The following is a 13,900-nucleotide window of genomic DNA, read 5'->3' on the forward strand; positions in this document are numbered from 1 at the left end:
TCGGCTCTGGGCTATATCAGCCCCGCCGAGATGGAACGCAGAGCGGCTTAACCCCGTCCACTTTTTCGGGGGAAGATCACCATGATCGCGCGGCGCTTGGCGGTGTGGTGGCGCGGCAAGCTGCACTCAAGGGCGCGAAGGTGGTTCAGCTCATTGTGGGTGTAGAGAAGCGCATGAACCAGCCCAGAGCGGGCGCCGATCATTCGAATGGCTTCCTCGTCTGGGAGCTGGCGCACGGTGGGCGTGCCGCAGATGTTCGCCAGCTTAGGCATCGGACGCCTCCCCGCTCTTAGTGGTGAGGGCGGCGCGGAGGTCTGCGAGTGTGTCGGCCACTGCCTTGAAGCGGTCGTCATCCGGACGAAGGTTCTGGACTGGCGTGTCCTCCAACGCGTCCCGAGCGAAAAGATGGGCGCGGATCGCCTCGTCCTTTGCCTTGTTCTTCCCCTCTGCTTCTTCAAGAGCAGCAAGGAGGGAGAGGACCGTGGCGGGGTTGGCGGCGGCGTAGTATCGGGCGTCGGCTTCATTCCAGACGCGGCAGGTCTCTCTGCTCAACGACACTGCCACAACGCCATAGTCGCAGCAGTCGGTGGGTGTGTCGGGGCAGGAAAGCGCGACGTGCTCTCCGGGCGTCGCTTTCTCAGCCAGCGCCTTAAGCTCTCTCCGTCCTTCAGGTGTAGTGGTCATGGCTGGGCCTCTCCATCGGCGGCGGCGATGAGCCGCTCGGGAAGCGAGGCGACGCCCGCGGCGAAGGCCCCAAGCACGGCGAGCATGGTCGCCAGGACCACGGCGGCGCAGGCGGGGCCTGTACGGGTCTCTCGGGTCATGCCGCCAACCGCTCCTCGGCGGGGTAGTAGTTGACGGAGAGAAGGGCGGCCGCCGGCGGCGGACTGACGCTGTTCCCGGCCATGCGGGTCTGGGCCGTCTTGGTGAGCGGCTTCCCTTCGAAGGTGATCTCGATCTTGTAGTCGGCCGGGAAGCCCTGGGCGCCGTACAGCTCGCGCGGGACAAGCATGCGCATACCGATATCGACGATGCGCCAGACCGTGCCGTCCATGACGACGAGGCCGAACTTGAGGCGACCGGCGGGCGTGGCGAGCGGATTGGCGCGCTCATCGGCCGTGGGCTCGCCGAAGTGCTTCCAGAGGAAGGCGAGGACCGCCTGGCGTCGCTCCGACGGTTCGGCGTCGAAGCCCTCAAGCTCGCAGTCGACGAGGCGTTGGGTGCAGCCTTTGCCCACGATAGTCGAGACCGGCTCGCGAGCGTCATGGCCGACCATGCCGGTATTGGCCTGCTCCAGGTAGGTCGCGTTCAGGCCGAAGCGCGGCTTGGTGGTCGCCGTGTCGAGCGGTTCATCGGCCTCCGACGGAACGCCGGTAGCGTAATACTTGTCGATGGTGATGTCGGCCAAGGTGTCCTTGCCCTTGGTGGTCGCGGTTAGGGACGGATCGGCCGGGTCCGAGCCGACACTACCCTTCGCCATGCGCCCAAGGTACGCGGTGATGACCTGGGTCTTCCCGCCGCCGCCGTCGGCCATGACTGTCGGCATGGGCTGTTCCGGATCCTGTGCGACGCCGGTTCCGAATTGGCGATTGAGGCAGGCCGCGACCTGATAATGCCGAGGGGCGCCGGCCATAGCCGTGTGCAGCGGGTCGCCGATGTCGCAGCCCTGTCCATTCTCCGCCATCTTCTGGAGGAAGGTGGCGGCGACGCCGAACCCGCCGCTGGACACCGCCGTCCGCAACGGGTCTTCCGGATCGAAAGCGCGGCTCGCCCGAGTGCTGAAATTGTCCGTTCCGACCACGACCGGCGCCATGGTGGCCGACGCAACGCACTTGTCGGCCTTGGCCGTTGCGGTGCCGAGCGGATCGTCGAGGCCGCGGGGCGGCGACTGGCCCGCGCGCCCGCCGCAGCCGACGATCGCGCCACCAAGGACGGCCTCAACAAGCCGCCCGCCGTTGCCGCCAGGGACGACCGTGGGATAGGGCGAGCTATCAACGTCGCGAGCCCGCGGTTCTTGGCCGTCGCGCTCGCCGTACTGAGCGGTGAGATAGGGGCTGACCAAGCTGAACTCGCCGCGCTTCGGGCCGGCGGTCACCGTCTTGAGCGGGTCCGCGCTGTCGTAGACCCGCTCACCGCCGGTCGAGTGCGTCACCGGCACGATGAACGGACGACCAGCCTCGATCACGTACCGCTTGATGCCCTTGGCGATGCGGGCGTGCGTCTTGGGCTCCAGGGGCTTCTTGCGGCCGAAGATCGACGGAACCGGGATGGACCAGTCGATGATCGAGGCGGCCGGGAGCCAGGGCTGAAGCCCGAGGAGACCGGCCTTGTCGCGCGGCGCGTGGGTGCGTTCAGGCCAGACGATCGGTCGGGCATCGCAGCGAGCAATCAGGAAGAGGCGTTTGCGGGTCGTCGGCGCGCCGTAGTCGGCAGCGACTAGCTCGCGCCACTCGACGGCATAGCCGAAGCTCTCCAGCTGGCTGACCCAGCGGCGGAAGATGATGCCCTTGTGGCGCGGATCGGGCTGGCCTGCCTTGTAAAGGCGGCCCTTGCCCTTGGAGTGTTGGAGGTCGGCGTGAAGCTCGGCGGCGCGGTCCAGCGCGGGCTTGATCGCCGCCTGGATCTCGTCTTCGGTCGGGTCGAGCAGGTTCCAGAGCGAGAATTGCTCGTCCGGGATGGCCGCGTCGAGCTGCTGCGCCAGGCTCTCGATCTCGTCGTCGCGGATGAACGTGTCGGCCTCGAGGAGCGGACCCCAGTCCTGGAATTCTTCGACGTTCTCCAGAGCGATTACGCGCGGGCGGACCTGGGCGGCCCAGCGGACTACGATCCACGCCAGCGACCGGATCTTCTTCTCGCGTGGCTTGCCGCCACGGGCTTTGGAGTGGTGCTTGCAGTCGGGCGAGGCCCAGAGAAGGCCGACCGGGCGCGCGCGGCCGTCCGGGCCTGGGAACTCGGCGACGGCCTTGCGCGGGTCGACCTCGTTGATGTCGGCGCAATGGTGGCGCGTCGTGGGATGGTTCGCGGCGTGAAGGGCGATCGCCTCGGCGTCGTGGTTGATGGCGATGTCAGGGTGACGGCCGGTCGCGGCGAGGATCGCCGTCGAGGCTCCGCCGCCGCCGGCGAAGCAGTCGACGATAAGCTCGCCGGCGTCGTTCGCCGGGCGGGCGGTGCGGGCGGTGGCGGCATGGATGGCCATGGCGGAGACGTTGCTTCGCGTCATGCGGTGCGGTCCTGAGACTTGAGGTTGGGGTTCTTGGGGTGGACGGCCCAGGCGCGGGCGTGGTCCGGGCAGAGGTCACGGTCGTGGCCGACGTTGGTCGCGCAGGTCCGGCAGATCGCGGCGTCGCAGGTGCCCTCGCCGACCTTCCAGTCGCAGAGGAGATCAGCGGGGCGGCGAGAGCCGCAGGCGCAGGGCTTGGCGCGCTTGAGGCCAGGGCCGCAGGCGAAGCCGATCGAGTTTCCGATCTTTATGGGGACGCACGGCATCAGGCGGCGTCACTCAGCGCTGGCACTAGGCCCGGCTCCGCGATCCCGTCGGACGCGCGAACGCGGAGGCCATGAAGCGGGCAGGTGATGAAGCCGTCGGCGTCTGGCTCCAGGGAGCCCATGGGCCAATTCTGGTGGGGGCAGACCCAGCCGGAGCGAGCGCGCTTGCACTGGTGACCCGCGTAGTGCTGGCGGAGGAAGCCGACGTTTGGCTGGTCGCCGTGCTGGTAGGCGGTGGCCAGGCGCGAGCACTTCACCCGCTTCCACGCGATGGGCGGCAGCGGCTTATCCTTGCGGTCCCAGCGGCTGTTTGAAAGTGGCGCGCGTTGGAGGCGATCCAAAGCGTAGCCCGCACCGCGACCTCCACCGGCAAAGCGCCACTGGCGCGCGCCGAGAAATCTCGGATCAATGTGGTAGTGGTCGTGTTCGAACTGGAAGAACCGGGCGTCTTCGTGCTTCGGCAGGAAGACCGGCCATGCCGACGTGAGCCCGTACCATTCTAGCTCGACCGTCGGCACAAGGTAGAATCGGCCGACGATCGGCGGAGCGGAGAGGTTCGTGATGCGCTCGATCATCAGCACTGCTCCTTGGCCGCTCGCGCCGCCTTCTTGGTCGGCCCAACAGAGCCGTCGAATTTCCGGGTGCGGTTGGAGAAGCCCGCCGACTTGATCGGCTTCGATCGGCGGTTCTGGCCGGTCTCGCCGTTGAGGCGCTTGGCCTTGGCGATGGCCGGGAGGTCCGCCTCGCGGGTCTTCTTGTCAGAACAGGGCTTGCGCCATAGCTCGCGGTTGTCGAGCGCGTCGGACCCGCCCAAGGCGCGGGGGATGCGGTGCTCGTCGATGACCTTCTCGCGGATAGCGTCAAGCTTGACGCCGCAACCGCAGGCGCAGCGGCCGTTCTGGTCGAGACAGAGCTGGAGGTATTCGGCGCGGGTGAGGGGGCGGCGGGGCGCGGTGTTCGCCGCGACCGGCTCGCGCTCGGGAATAATCGTAACTTCAGGCCGCACGACGTCTCTCCAAGCATTTCCAGGCCACGCGCCGATGAATCCGGCCGACCATCGTTTGAGTGATGCCGAAGTCAGCGGCGATCGCGCTTTGACTGCGCGTCCCCTTCTGAGCGAGGATCGCGCGCGCATCGGCTTCTGTGAGTTTGTTGGCGTGCCGCTCGCCCTCGGAGAGCGTGCCGTGCCGCAACATGTCGGCGGAATTGCCCTTCGGCGTCTTCCACGAGAGATGCCAAGGCGCCACACAGGCCTCATGGCCCTTTCCGCAGGAGTGCGCGGCTACGAACTCGGGTCCTGGCGGGGGACCGTGAAACTTTTCGCAGATCACTCTGGAGGCGAGGCGCTTGCCAAGGTCCGGATTATTGATCTGGGCATAGCCAGCGCCGTTCGTGGCGAACGGCCAGCGCACGCAGCCGACTCCCGTCGCGGGAATAGAGTCGAGGAACGCCTTCGGTCGACCTGGTTGGGTGAACCGGTTCTTGGTGATCGTTGGGTCGCCGTGAGCGCGCCACCGGTTGTAGTGTTTCCGGCACATCTCGCGTGCCCAGACGGGCTGGTCGCACGGGGTGACGTAGCAGATGCGGTCTAGGCGGCTCATGCGGCCACCGCCTGCCGCTGCAGGGTCGTCACATCGACGCCGATGAGATCGGAGACGTAGGCCAACAGAGCGGCCTTCGATGCCCTGAATTCTTCCCGGTCCATGGCGCCTTGCGCCTGGCTCTTGGGCGTCCGGACGATGACCCAGGTTCCGCGACGGCTGACCAGAGCAAAGCCGTCCGCCTGGGCGGCGTGCGCGGCCGTCTTGATCGCGTCCACCTCGGTCTCATGAGCGATCCGCGCCTCGTTGTAGAAGCCGGTCTTGACCAGGGCCTTCTTGCGGAGAGCCTCCGGGGCGGGGAACTCCTCGGCCAAATGGTGGGGCAGGTTCTCCCAAGCCATCCGGATCAGGGCGAACATGTGCTTGTGGTCTTCGGGCGTCCGATCCGGCGCCAGGAGGTAGCCATAGCCGTTGGTGAACATGGCGGCGGCGCGGCGCGCATAGTCGGGCTGAACCCGCATCGCGCGGGCCTTCTCGTCCCAGATGAAGCCTATGGCGTTGGTCATTCGGGCCAAGCTCCGAAGATCGCGTCGCTCGCCGCCCTGGCGGTTTCAGCGTCGCGGAATTTGATGAGGAGGGCGGGGGAGCCGTCGGCCGCCGTCGTCTCTTCCCAGCGTCCGGCCTGACCAAAAGCGCGAAGGTCCCGGACGTTTTCTCCGAACCGGCGAAGGTTCTCGGCTTCGCTGGTCCGGCGCTGGGCCGCGCTGGCTGCCTGCGCGCGCTGTTCAGCGACGAGCTTGGCCTTGGCGGCAGGAGAGAGGGCGGCGGCCGACGACATCAGGCGGCCAGGGCCGGGGCCGGGCGGCCGAAGGCCATCACCTGATCAACGAGACGGTCGAGGTCGGCGTTGAACTCGCGGACCTCCCGCGCCAACTCGGCGATGAAGAACTCGTCGCGGTAGACCCGAACGATCGGCATAGGCATACCGGGGCAGTAGAAGGCCAGATCGACCCACGGCCGGCCCGTTACCCAGAGTTGACCTTGGCATTGCGCCTTGTGCTCCGACGGGCACGACGCATCCCAGTTGGCGATCAACTCGACCATCAGGTGCGGAGCCTTGGTCTTGATCTCCAGGAGGCCCTCGCCGCCGACATCGCGGTCGGGGCTCGCGCCGGCGCGAAGGTCGTCATCGCGAGCGAAGCCGATCTTGGAAACCGTCACGCGCTGGAGGAACGCATAGTGCGCCGCCGCTTCCTCCTCCTGGGCATGGCCTCGGGCCATATCGTCGTTGGAGTAGGTCTCCATCGGGCGGCCCTGGATGACCTCGCCCGCGATCTTCCGAAGGTAGGTGTCGCGCGTCTTGCGCTCGGTGCCGTTCTTGGCCTTGGCGAGCAGGTCCTTGAAGGACGACGCCGTCGGGATGCCGAGGCGCGCGGCGTGCCATTCCGGCGAGTTCTGGTCACAGTCGATGAAGCGAACAGCCATGATCAGGCGGCCTTTCGGGCTTGGAGCAGCCGCTTGGCGTGCTCGAATTGATGGGAGGGGAGAGCGGCGAGGTTCGTGACCTTCAGGAGCCGCGCGAATTCGGCTTCGTCGGTCGCGGTGCTGTCGAGCAGGAAGACCAACTCGGCATATTGGCCGCCGGTGATCGCCTCCGGCGGCGGGGCGACGATGTTGCCGTCGCTGTCCTTCGCCACGGCGATGTTGAAGGCCAGGCACAGAAGGTAGCGCTGGGCGTAGGTGAAGGCCGACGCCGTGGCGTGAATGAGGGTCTGCGCCGGGGCGCCGTCATCGCCCAGGCCGTCGGCCGGGAAGTCGGCGCGGTGCGTCTCGCCATGGCCGTCAACGTGGTTGAGGACGATCACGACCCGCTGGTGACGCTGCAGGTCGCTCGGCTCGGTCGTGAACCCGACCGTGAAGCCATGCGCGGTGTAGATGGGGCGCATGGCGCGATCGAGCGCGGCATAGGTCGCGTACTGGCTGTCGAAGTCGCTGTTGACGGCGTTGGCCGCGATCGGAGCCATGGCCGCCTGGGCGGCGTTCATGGCGACGGTGTAGGCGCTGCGGGCGGCCGAGGTGCGGGCCTCCAGGTAGAGGCGGCGCATGAACTCCATCTTCTCGACCGGGACGGCCGGATCGAGGGCGGCGGCGGTGATCGCCGCCAGGATCGCCGGAGCATCCGACTTCACGACGGCCAGCCTCGGCCTGACGGAACCGGCGCGGACGCGGGCGGCTGGTGCCGGGGCGCGCGCGGGTCCGGACGCGAACTGCTCCAAGGCGTTCGGATCGAGGGCGGCGCTAGCCGACATGGGCGTTCTCCCGGGTGATCGTGAGGTTGGCGACCTGGCCCCGCGCGATCGCGAGGACGACGCGCTTGGCCGTGTCCTCGTCGAGCCCGCAGACGTCCATGAGGCCGGTCTTGGCGCGGCCAAGGATGATGGCCGTCTCGCTGGGCGAGGCGGTTGGCGGAGGCGGAGCAGGCGGCGCGACGTGGTTTTCCGTCGCGGCGGCCGGCGCCGCGGCCTCGGCCTGCACCGTTGGCGCAGCGGCGGCGGCTTGGGCGGCTTGGGCGGCCTGGGCGGCGCGGAACGCCGCAAGGTCGGCCGCGTCCTTCTCCGCTTGCTTGACGCGCTCAATCGCCGTCGTCAGGGCGTCGATCGCGATCCGCTGGAGCCGTTCGGCTGCTTCTTTATGCTCGGCTTCGAAGTCGTCGCCGAAGGTGGCGGCCTGGACCTGGGCCAGGCGCGCCGCAAGGCGTTCGCTTGTGTCGCCGGGCTGGGCCAGCGGAGCCGACTGCAGGAAGTCGAAGGCGGCTTGGATCCGCGCCTTGCGCGCCTTCTCGGCCGCTTCCCAATCGGTGAGGGGCTGGCGAGCGGCGGCGGCGAGGGCGGCGTACCGGGCCTCTTCCTCCTTGCCGACCTTGTTGATGCGGTCGACCTCCTTGCGGAGGTCTGACGTCAGGTCCAGGCGAGCCTTGTCGATCGCGGTCTTGGAACGCGTGACCTTGTAGGCGATTGAGCCGATGGCCTCCCGGCCCTTGGCCGTGGTCAGGTCAGGGACGTGCGCCTCGACCTCCGTCTTTACGGCGGCGAAGAACGCGTCGGCCTTGGACTTGTCCGTCAGGACGATCTTCGGATCGGCTTCGAACAGGGCGACGATGTCGGCGGCAGGTTGCTCGGCCGCCTCGATGGGGGTGATGGCGTTCATGGCTAGGCCGCCATCGCTTGGACGCCGGCCAGCTTTTCAGCGTACTTGATGAAGTCGCCGACGGTTTGGCATTGCTCCCAGGCGTCATCCGAGCCTTCGGCGTCGACGATCTCCTCGATATCGAGGCTGATCTCGATGCTTTCCAGGTCGCCGAGGCCAAGCTCATGCAGGGTGTCGGCGGCGCTGAGAATGGCCGCGTCGCGGTTGCTGTAACCGGCAATGATGCGCCGGACCCTTCCGGCGATGGTGGTGTCGGTGGTCATGCGGCGACCTTCTGGGAAAGAGCGCAGGCGTCGGCGGCGGCCGACTGGGCGCGGAGGCTGGCGAGCTTGCGGACGAGACGGCGCGCCTCGTTGCGGAGGCGGCGTGCGTCGGCCTCGGCCTTGGTCAGGGCCGTGGTGGTGCTGAAGCCGGTGCAGGCCGACCGAATGGCGGTAGCCGTCGCCGACAGCGAAACCGCCGAGGCCGAGACATGGGAAGGGATGGGAACGGACACGGTTACTCCCTCTCTGGGTTAGGCCGCGCTGGGCGGCGTGAAGTCGGGGCGGGGCGTCGGGCGCGTGAGCGGGACGACGTTCGAAGCGTCCGGGGCGGTCGCGGCGACCGCGGCCCCAAGCCGCCCATGGGTCACGGTAGACGTGCAGAGCACGACGGCTAGGGCCTCGGCGGTCGTCACGTCCGGGAAGGACAGGATGAGCCGATCGCCGCCCAAGGGGCCGATCAGCAGGTGAAAGCCGCCGCCCTGGCGTGGCATCACGCGCATGTCGTCGGCGTTGGTGATCTCGATCGAGGCGGAGACGCTGGGCATCAGGCGACCTTTCGAAGGGGGAAGACACGGGTGACGCGGACGCATCCGGTGGAGCCAGCGACGGCGTGCACGACGCCTCGCTCGGCGAGCCGGTTGGCGGTTGCGATCCGAAGGGGCTCGGTTTCGAGCGTCACGCCGTCGATCATGTCGAGGTCGAGCAAGAGCTCGTCCTCGAGGTGAGCCCATGCCTTCGCCTGGGCAATCGGCGACATGCAGCGGATTAGCGCCTCGGAGAGCTGCATGGTCAGAGCCCTCGCAAGTCGAGGGCGGTGACGATCACCGCGGCTAGCCAAGCCAGCGCCATGGCCAGGATTTCCCCTTCACCGAAGCCGAGCCGGATGTCTCCGACTGGCATCTGACCGACGAGGAAGAAGGCCAGGAACACCGCCCCGGCTAGGGCGTAGAGGCGGCACGCCGCCCGGAGGATCCGCCAGGTATGGGCCATCATGCGGCCCTCGCCATGACCGGCGCCTTCGCCCCGACACACAGGGCGCGAAGGGCGACCGAAAGGTCATTGGCGCGAGCCTGAAACTCGTCAGACTTGGCGCGGTAGCAGGTCGCGATCCATTCAAGGCCCTTGGCGGAGGCTTCGTCGGCGGCGTCCGCCCAGTAGCGAGCGCTCTTGGCGCAAGTGGCGCGTTCGGCCTTGGCTTGGTCGATGGGGTTGAGACGAGCCATTGGTCAGGCCCTCGCCAACTGAGCGGCGACTTCGCGCTGGCAGGAAGGGCAAGCCATGCCACAGGGCAGCATGTCAGGCGCCCAGCGCGCGCCGTGGTCCTGGCGGCCGATCCGATTGGCCTCGGCGACCTTGGCCTTGCAGAGAGCCAGCGTCGCGGGCGTGTAGGCTTTCCAGCCTTGGCGCTCGAGCGAGGGAATGCTCATCGCGCTCACTCCGCCGCCATCTTGAGAGCTTCGGCGCCTTGGCGGGCGCTGGCGAGCTGATCGTTCAGGAAGGCGACTTCGGCGGCGGCGCTGACGAAGCAGCCCAGCTTGGCGCTGTAGCCGGGAGCGGTCTTGATGGCCTCGGCTTGTTGGCGACCGATCTCGGCGATCTCAGCCTTGTAGGCCTGATGAGCGGCGTAAGCCTTCGGGGCCGTGATCTCGCGCTTGAAGGCGCGGTCGATCGCGGCGAACATCTCTCCAGTGGTCTTCGGGGTGGTCGACATTGGGTCGCCTCATCGAGTGGATGAGGTGACTATGTGCGACTATCGCACCTTCGTCAAACGAAAATCGCACATCTCGTCGCACATTTGTGCGGGCAAGTGCGATCGGTGGGAATCGCGACCATATCGACTTGGCGGGCTAAGCCCCGCACCAAATTTTGTAAGAGCTCTCGAACGCGGTCTTCAAGACCGGCTGACCGTTGAACGTCGGCCCGCCGTCGCCAGGGTCGATTTCCGCGGTATCTTTGTCGCCATGGAAGCGGACGAAGCCGCTGTAGGCGCCGAAGCCATTCTTGCCGTTGATCTCTCCGCAGACGTGAGAGCCCGTCACCCGCACGTTTCGGAACTGCGCTGACGAGGGGTCTCGCAACAAGTCCGCCGCATGGGCCTTTGCGGCTTCTTCGGGTGACTTACTGCAGCTGGCGAGCGCCAGGCAAACCAACGCGACTTGAAGTCGTCTCATTTTGCACCCCCCCCAAGTTGCACGACCGTCCTAAGCGGGAGGTCTATCGCGGCGCCGGTAGTCCGCCACGACTACGCCAATGATCTTTACGCCGTCCTGGTCCGCCTCATCGCGGGTGCGCAGATAGAACGGCTCTTGATAATCAGGGTGGTCGCTTCGCGGCCACAGTGCAACTCTGCCGTCCGCCTCTTCGACATATTCCTTGAGCGTGATTTCGGTGAGTGAGTCCTTCCGGCGCTCGACCACGACATGATCGCCGTTTCGTATGCCAGCTTCCGCCGGATCCGCGAGAACTACAAAACGTCCGGGCGGATATAGCTTGTTCATCGAAGGCCCGACAACGCGCATAGCGCGGAGTGTTGCACTCTCGTATCCCGCGACATCGATCGGCAGATATTCCTCGACCTCATAGGTCTCGCGCACGACCGCTTCCAACCAAACCCCCGCCTGTACGTCCCCGACAACGGGAATGCGCCGGGCGATATTCTTGATGGGCGGTACGACAGAAACGGGTGGGGATGGTGCCGGGCGCACCTCAGGCGCGCCGCCACGATACTCAGCGATAAGCGCCTCGAGGCCAGCGACCTCGTTAAACTTCACGCTCCGCTTGCCGGAAAGCATCTTCGTCGCGGCCGTTCGGTCGCGACCGATCACCTTGGCGATCGCATCGTGCGGCACCTGAAGCCGCTTCAGCTCTTCGACGATCTCGGAAGGTCCCATGCTCGCGACTATCCGATTTTCGCACATCGCACGCGAGTGCGATTGACGCACGGCACATGTGCGATTACGGTGCGCTAATCGCACATCGTGATCAACCTGGAGCCCTTCGCTGTGAAGAGCGTCTTCCAAAAGTTCGACGGCATCCGGCCTATGGCCGCGAAACTGGGGGATGTTCCCCCGTCGACCGTCAAGAGCTGGCACGCCAAGGGGCACATCCCGAGTTGGCGGCATGACGCCATCTTGGTCGCCGCCGCTCAGCACGGCATCGCCTTGGAGCGCGACGAGCTAATCCACATCCGGCCCGACGAAATCGACCTCTCCCAAGAGGCCGCCTGATGTCGGCGCTGGCCTTCTTCGCTCTCATGGCTGTGGCTGCCGTCGGCGAAATTCTGCGGCGGCGCGTCGAAAAGCGACTCCGAAACATCCGCGCGGTTCGCGCCGACGCAGCAGAGCTGCGATCCACCAGCCAAAGCCTGCGCGTCAGCGTCTTGTCCGATGAAGTGACAAGGAAGTCCGCAGTTGCCTTCACTCAGGAGAGGCAGCTTGGCTAAGCTCCGCTTCTGCTTCGTCGTATCCTTGCGTGAACGCCGCAACCGCGCGTTCGGTGATGCCTGGGTGCGAAGGCTCAAGGTCGGCAAGAACCGATCGGAACGGCTGGGTGATGCCTCGCAAGAGCTTTGCGTGGCCCTGGACGTTGGCGTTTTGTCCAGCCGCGACGGCGAGTTGCTCTCGCGAAAGCGCGACGATCTCGCGTGCCAGTTCCAGATCCATTTCAAGTTCTCCGTGGGTAGTGTTGCAACGCACACGGGAACGCACCCCGCCGCGCTGGTCAAGCCGGCCGGCGGGGTGATGACCTGGTTGGCGGCCTGACGCCATGTGGTGCGGGGCTCAACACAATCAGATCGACAAGACGAGCGGGCGCTTCCTCCCCCAGCGCCCCGCCGCTCGTCATGTCGCGGCGCGGGCGGAGTGTGAATGGATCCGCCCGCGCCACCCGGTTTCACTGTTTCACCCCTTCGCCAGCGAGGCCACCCCCCGGGCCTTGGCGAACGCTCGCGGCCGCGTAGTTCCCCCGGCGCGGCCGCGAGCTCCTCTCTATCGAGACTTTGACCAAGCGCATCGCCATGGCCCGGCCCGCATAGGCGCGCGCCAAGAACTCCTCGGCCTGCCGCTGGTCCTCCTGCGCTGCGAGCAAATACCCCAGCGCTCGCTCCATGTCGTTCATCGCCGCCCTCCAGCCCAAGCCCGCCGCCTGGGTGGCGGCCACATGCCCAGAACGGGTTTCGCCCGTCATCCGAATAGGGAGGCCTGAAATTTGGCCCTGTATCTCGCAATCAAGTCGATCTGCCGTCAGATCGAGGATCGGTACGGCTCTGGCAAGCTGGCCGCCGCCGCCGCTGGCGTCACGCCCGGTGTCTGGTCGACCTACTGCAATGACGACCATCCCGACTGCACCATACCCATGCATCGCGTGCCGTTCGTGGCAAACGCTAGCGAGCGGGCGGCTCTGGCGGCCCTGATCCTGGGCGATGATGGCCCCGCTCCGGCGAGCCTTCGCCTTGAAGCCTGCGAAGCAACCGAGGCGGCCGCCGACGCTCAGCGCGCAGCACGCGAAGCGGGCGACACCCCCACGCCAGCCGCGGCTAGGACGGTGCGCGATCGTGCCGCCGCTGCACTCATCGAGATCATGGACGTCGTTCGAGCCGCCGAAGCCGTCCAGCCCGGCCCGCGCCTGAGGGCCGTCTCGTGAGGCGTTTTCATCGCTTCGCCTTCGCCCGCGTCGCGGCCGTGGGCGCCGCCGGCCTGGCCTGGGCCGCCATCCACTTCATCGACAGAGCCTTGTTCTGACGATCCGGGCCACCGGCTGGGGCCCTTCATGACCAGCCGATAGGAGAGGGCTTTCTCCAATGGCCGATGACGCCACCCCCCATGCGGACGTGCTGGGCAGCAATGCCCAAGGACAACTCCGCTCTATCGTGGACCGCTTGGAACGGCTCGCCCAGGAAAAGGCCGAGATCGCCGAGCAGGAAAAGGAAGTGCTCGCGGAGGCCAAGGGAAATGGCTTCTGTACCAAGACCCTCAAGAAGGTTCTCGCCCGCCGGAAGCTCGAGCGCGCCAAGCTCCAAGAGCAAGAGGCGATGATCGAGCTCTACGAGTCCGCCCTCGGCGAATTGCCCCTTTTCGAGGCGGCAACTCCGGACACGGGTCTGGGCATTGCCAGCATCACACTGACGATGGAGGGCGGAAAGAGCGTCACCGGTACGCCTGACCAGCTTGGCGCAGCAGAGCTCATGGTTCGCGGCATGTCGGAGGACCAAGCGCTCTACGACCAGGCCGTGACGATCGTGCGGCGAGATCGCAAAGCGTCGACCTCCTACATCCAGCGCCGCCTTCAGATCGGCTACAATCGCGCCGCCCTAATCATGGAGCAGATGGAGAAGGCTGGCGTCATCGGGCCGCCTGACCACGCCGGCAAGCGCGAAATCCTGATTCAGGCGGAGGCCGCCTGACC

The 13,900-nt window shown here is 66.8% G+C and carries 27 protein-coding genes and 2 pseudogenes; 6 read left to right on the plus strand and 23 right to left on the minus strand.

From position 1 onward, the window contains the following. Positions 1-47: 47 nt before the first annotated feature. The 23 genes from DI526_RS03180 to DI526_RS03290 all read right to left on the minus strand — a co-directional run bounded on the left by DI526_RS03180 (position 48) and on the right by DI526_RS03290 (position 11,388). The gene (locus DI526_RS03180) at positions 48-272 is read right to left on the minus strand and encodes a hypothetical protein (protein WP_304273952.1); all 225 of its coding nucleotides are present in this window, start codon (positions 270-272) and stop codon (positions 48-50) included. Beyond that, positions 265-684 carry an ead/Ea22-like family protein gene (locus DI526_RS03185; protein ID WP_304273954.1) on the minus strand — a complete coding sequence of 140 codons (420 nt, stop codon included), beginning with the start codon at positions 682-684 and terminating at the stop codon, positions 265-267. Before DI526_RS03185 ends, DI526_RS03180 begins: the two co-directional genes overlap by 8 nt. After that, positions 681-824, minus strand: a complete 144-nt coding sequence (locus tag DI526_RS03190) for a hypothetical protein (RefSeq protein ID WP_304273956.1) — start codon at positions 822-824, stop codon at positions 681-683. Before DI526_RS03190 ends, DI526_RS03185 begins: the two co-directional genes overlap by 4 nt. Then, on the minus strand, positions 821-3,220 hold the full coding sequence (locus tag DI526_RS03195) for a DNA cytosine methyltransferase (RefSeq protein ID WP_304273958.1): 2,400 nt from the start codon (positions 3,218-3,220) through the stop codon (positions 821-823). Before DI526_RS03195 ends, DI526_RS03190 begins: the two co-directional genes overlap by 4 nt. Beyond that, positions 3,217-3,486 (minus strand): hypothetical protein, encoded by a 270-nt coding sequence (locus DI526_RS03200; RefSeq protein ID WP_304273959.1) that lies wholly within the window; start codon positions 3,484-3,486, stop codon positions 3,217-3,219. Before DI526_RS03200 ends, DI526_RS03195 begins: the two co-directional genes overlap by 4 nt. After that, positions 3,486-4,061, minus strand: a complete 576-nt coding sequence (locus DI526_RS03205) for a hypothetical protein (RefSeq protein ID WP_304273961.1) — start codon at positions 4,059-4,061, stop codon at positions 3,486-3,488. Before DI526_RS03205 ends, DI526_RS03200 begins: the two co-directional genes overlap by 1 nt. Beyond that, positions 4,061-4,492, minus strand: coding sequence for an HNH endonuclease signature motif containing protein (locus tag DI526_RS03210; protein ID WP_304273963.1), 432 nt, complete (start codon positions 4,490-4,492; stop codon positions 4,061-4,063). The genes DI526_RS03205 and DI526_RS03210 overlap by 1 nt, the downstream gene beginning before the upstream one ends. After that, on the minus strand, positions 4,482-5,087 hold the full coding sequence (locus tag DI526_RS03215; protein ID WP_304273964.1) for a hypothetical protein: 606 nt from the start codon (positions 5,085-5,087) through the stop codon (positions 4,482-4,484). Before DI526_RS03215 ends, DI526_RS03210 begins: the two co-directional genes overlap by 11 nt. Then, entirely contained in the window at positions 5,084-5,593 is a 510-nt protein-coding gene (locus tag DI526_RS03220) for a hypothetical protein (RefSeq protein ID WP_304273965.1), read from the minus strand. Before DI526_RS03220 ends, DI526_RS03215 begins: the two co-directional genes overlap by 4 nt. Beyond that, positions 5,590-5,865 (minus strand): hypothetical protein, encoded by a 276-nt coding sequence (locus tag DI526_RS03225; RefSeq protein ID WP_304273967.1) that lies wholly within the window; start codon positions 5,863-5,865, stop codon positions 5,590-5,592. The genes DI526_RS03220 and DI526_RS03225 overlap by 4 nt, the downstream gene beginning before the upstream one ends. Then, positions 5,865-6,512 carry a lambda exonuclease family protein gene (locus DI526_RS03230; RefSeq protein WP_304273969.1) on the minus strand — a complete coding sequence of 216 codons (648 nt, stop codon included), beginning with the start codon at positions 6,510-6,512 and terminating at the stop codon, positions 5,865-5,867. Before DI526_RS03230 ends, DI526_RS03225 begins: the two co-directional genes overlap by 1 nt. A gap of 2 nt (positions 6,513-6,514) precedes the next feature. Further along, the gene (locus DI526_RS03235) at positions 6,515-7,336 is read right to left on the minus strand and encodes an ERF family protein (RefSeq protein ID WP_304273970.1); all 822 of its coding nucleotides are present in this window, start codon (positions 7,334-7,336) and stop codon (positions 6,515-6,517) included. Then, the gene (locus DI526_RS03240; protein WP_304273972.1) at positions 7,326-8,234 is read right to left on the minus strand and encodes a hypothetical protein; all 909 of its coding nucleotides are present in this window, start codon (positions 8,232-8,234) and stop codon (positions 7,326-7,328) included. The genes DI526_RS03235 and DI526_RS03240 overlap by 11 nt, the downstream gene beginning before the upstream one ends. 2 nt (positions 8,235-8,236) lie before the next feature. Then, a complete protein-coding gene (locus DI526_RS03245; protein WP_304273974.1) occupies positions 8,237-8,497 on the minus strand; it encodes a phosphopantetheine-binding protein in 261 nt (86 codons plus the stop codon). Next, positions 8,494-8,730: a hypothetical protein gene (locus tag DI526_RS03250; RefSeq protein WP_304273976.1), complete on the minus strand. Its 237-nt coding sequence runs from the start codon at positions 8,728-8,730 to the stop codon at positions 8,494-8,496. Before DI526_RS03250 ends, DI526_RS03245 begins: the two co-directional genes overlap by 4 nt. 18 nt (positions 8,731-8,748) lie before the next feature. Next, on the minus strand, positions 8,749-9,042 hold the full coding sequence (locus DI526_RS03255; protein ID WP_304273977.1) for a hypothetical protein: 294 nt from the start codon (positions 9,040-9,042) through the stop codon (positions 8,749-8,751). After that, entirely contained in the window at positions 9,042-9,284 is a 243-nt protein-coding gene (locus DI526_RS03260; protein ID WP_304273979.1) for a hypothetical protein, read from the minus strand. The genes DI526_RS03255 and DI526_RS03260 overlap by 1 nt, the downstream gene beginning before the upstream one ends. Before the next feature lie 2 nt (positions 9,285-9,286). Continuing rightward, a complete protein-coding gene (locus tag DI526_RS03265; RefSeq protein ID WP_304273981.1) occupies positions 9,287-9,490 on the minus strand; it encodes a hypothetical protein in 204 nt (67 codons plus the stop codon). Beyond that, on the minus strand, positions 9,487-9,720 hold the full coding sequence (locus DI526_RS03270; RefSeq protein WP_304273983.1) for a hypothetical protein: 234 nt from the start codon (positions 9,718-9,720) through the stop codon (positions 9,487-9,489). The genes DI526_RS03265 and DI526_RS03270 overlap by 4 nt, the downstream gene beginning before the upstream one ends. Before the next feature lie 3 nt (positions 9,721-9,723). Next, entirely contained in the window at positions 9,724-9,924 is a 201-nt protein-coding gene (locus DI526_RS03275) for a hypothetical protein (protein WP_304273985.1), read from the minus strand. Between the two features lie 5 nt (positions 9,925-9,929). After that, complete coding sequence (locus DI526_RS03280) at positions 9,930-10,208, minus strand: hypothetical protein (protein ID WP_304273994.1); 279 nt, start codon at positions 10,206-10,208, stop codon at positions 9,930-9,932. 136 nt (positions 10,209-10,344) lie between these two features. Then, the gene (locus DI526_RS03285; protein WP_304273996.1) at positions 10,345-10,668 is read right to left on the minus strand and encodes a hypothetical protein; all 324 of its coding nucleotides are present in this window, start codon (positions 10,666-10,668) and stop codon (positions 10,345-10,347) included. 30 nt (positions 10,669-10,698) lie between these two features. After that, the gene (locus tag DI526_RS03290) at positions 10,699-11,388 is read right to left on the minus strand and encodes a LexA family transcriptional regulator (RefSeq protein WP_304273999.1); all 690 of its coding nucleotides are present in this window, start codon (positions 11,386-11,388) and stop codon (positions 10,699-10,701) included. A 111-nt stretch (positions 11,389-11,499) separates the two neighbouring features. Here DI526_RS03290 and DI526_RS03295 point away from each other — a divergent pair, with 111 nt between their 5' ends. The 6 genes and pseudogenes from DI526_RS03295 to DI526_RS03320 form a co-directional block, all read left to right on the plus strand. Further along, the gene (locus DI526_RS03295) at positions 11,500-11,724 is read left to right on the plus strand and encodes a carph-isopro domain-containing protein (protein WP_304274001.1); all 225 of its coding nucleotides are present in this window, start codon (positions 11,500-11,502) and stop codon (positions 11,722-11,724) included. Continuing rightward, positions 11,724-11,939 (plus strand): hypothetical protein, encoded by a 216-nt coding sequence (locus DI526_RS03300; RefSeq protein ID WP_304274003.1) that lies wholly within the window; start codon positions 11,724-11,726, stop codon positions 11,937-11,939. Before DI526_RS03295 ends, DI526_RS03300 begins: the two co-directional genes overlap by 1 nt. After that, positions 11,932-12,258, plus strand: a complete 327-nt coding sequence (locus tag DI526_RS03305; protein ID WP_304274004.1) for a hypothetical protein — start codon at positions 11,932-11,934, stop codon at positions 12,256-12,258. Before DI526_RS03300 ends, DI526_RS03305 begins: the two co-directional genes overlap by 8 nt. Before the next feature lie 445 nt (positions 12,259-12,703). Further along, entirely contained in the window at positions 12,704-13,138 is a 435-nt protein-coding gene (locus DI526_RS03310) for a hypothetical protein (protein ID WP_304274006.1), read from the plus strand. A gap of 157 nt (positions 13,139-13,295) precedes the next feature. Beyond that, a pseudogene (locus tag DI526_RS03315) lies at positions 13,296-13,562 on the plus strand (DUF2312 domain-containing protein); the annotation flags it as partial. A 147-nt stretch (positions 13,563-13,709) separates the two neighbouring features. Then, positions 13,710-13,898, plus strand: a pseudogene (locus DI526_RS03320) (DNA translocase FtsK); the annotation flags it as partial. Positions 13,899-13,900 lie beyond the last annotated feature (2 nt).

Source organism: Caulobacter segnis (assembly GCF_003243465.1).
GTDB classification, from domain to species: Bacteria; Pseudomonadota; Alphaproteobacteria; order Caulobacterales; family Caulobacteraceae; genus Caulobacter; species Caulobacter segnis_A.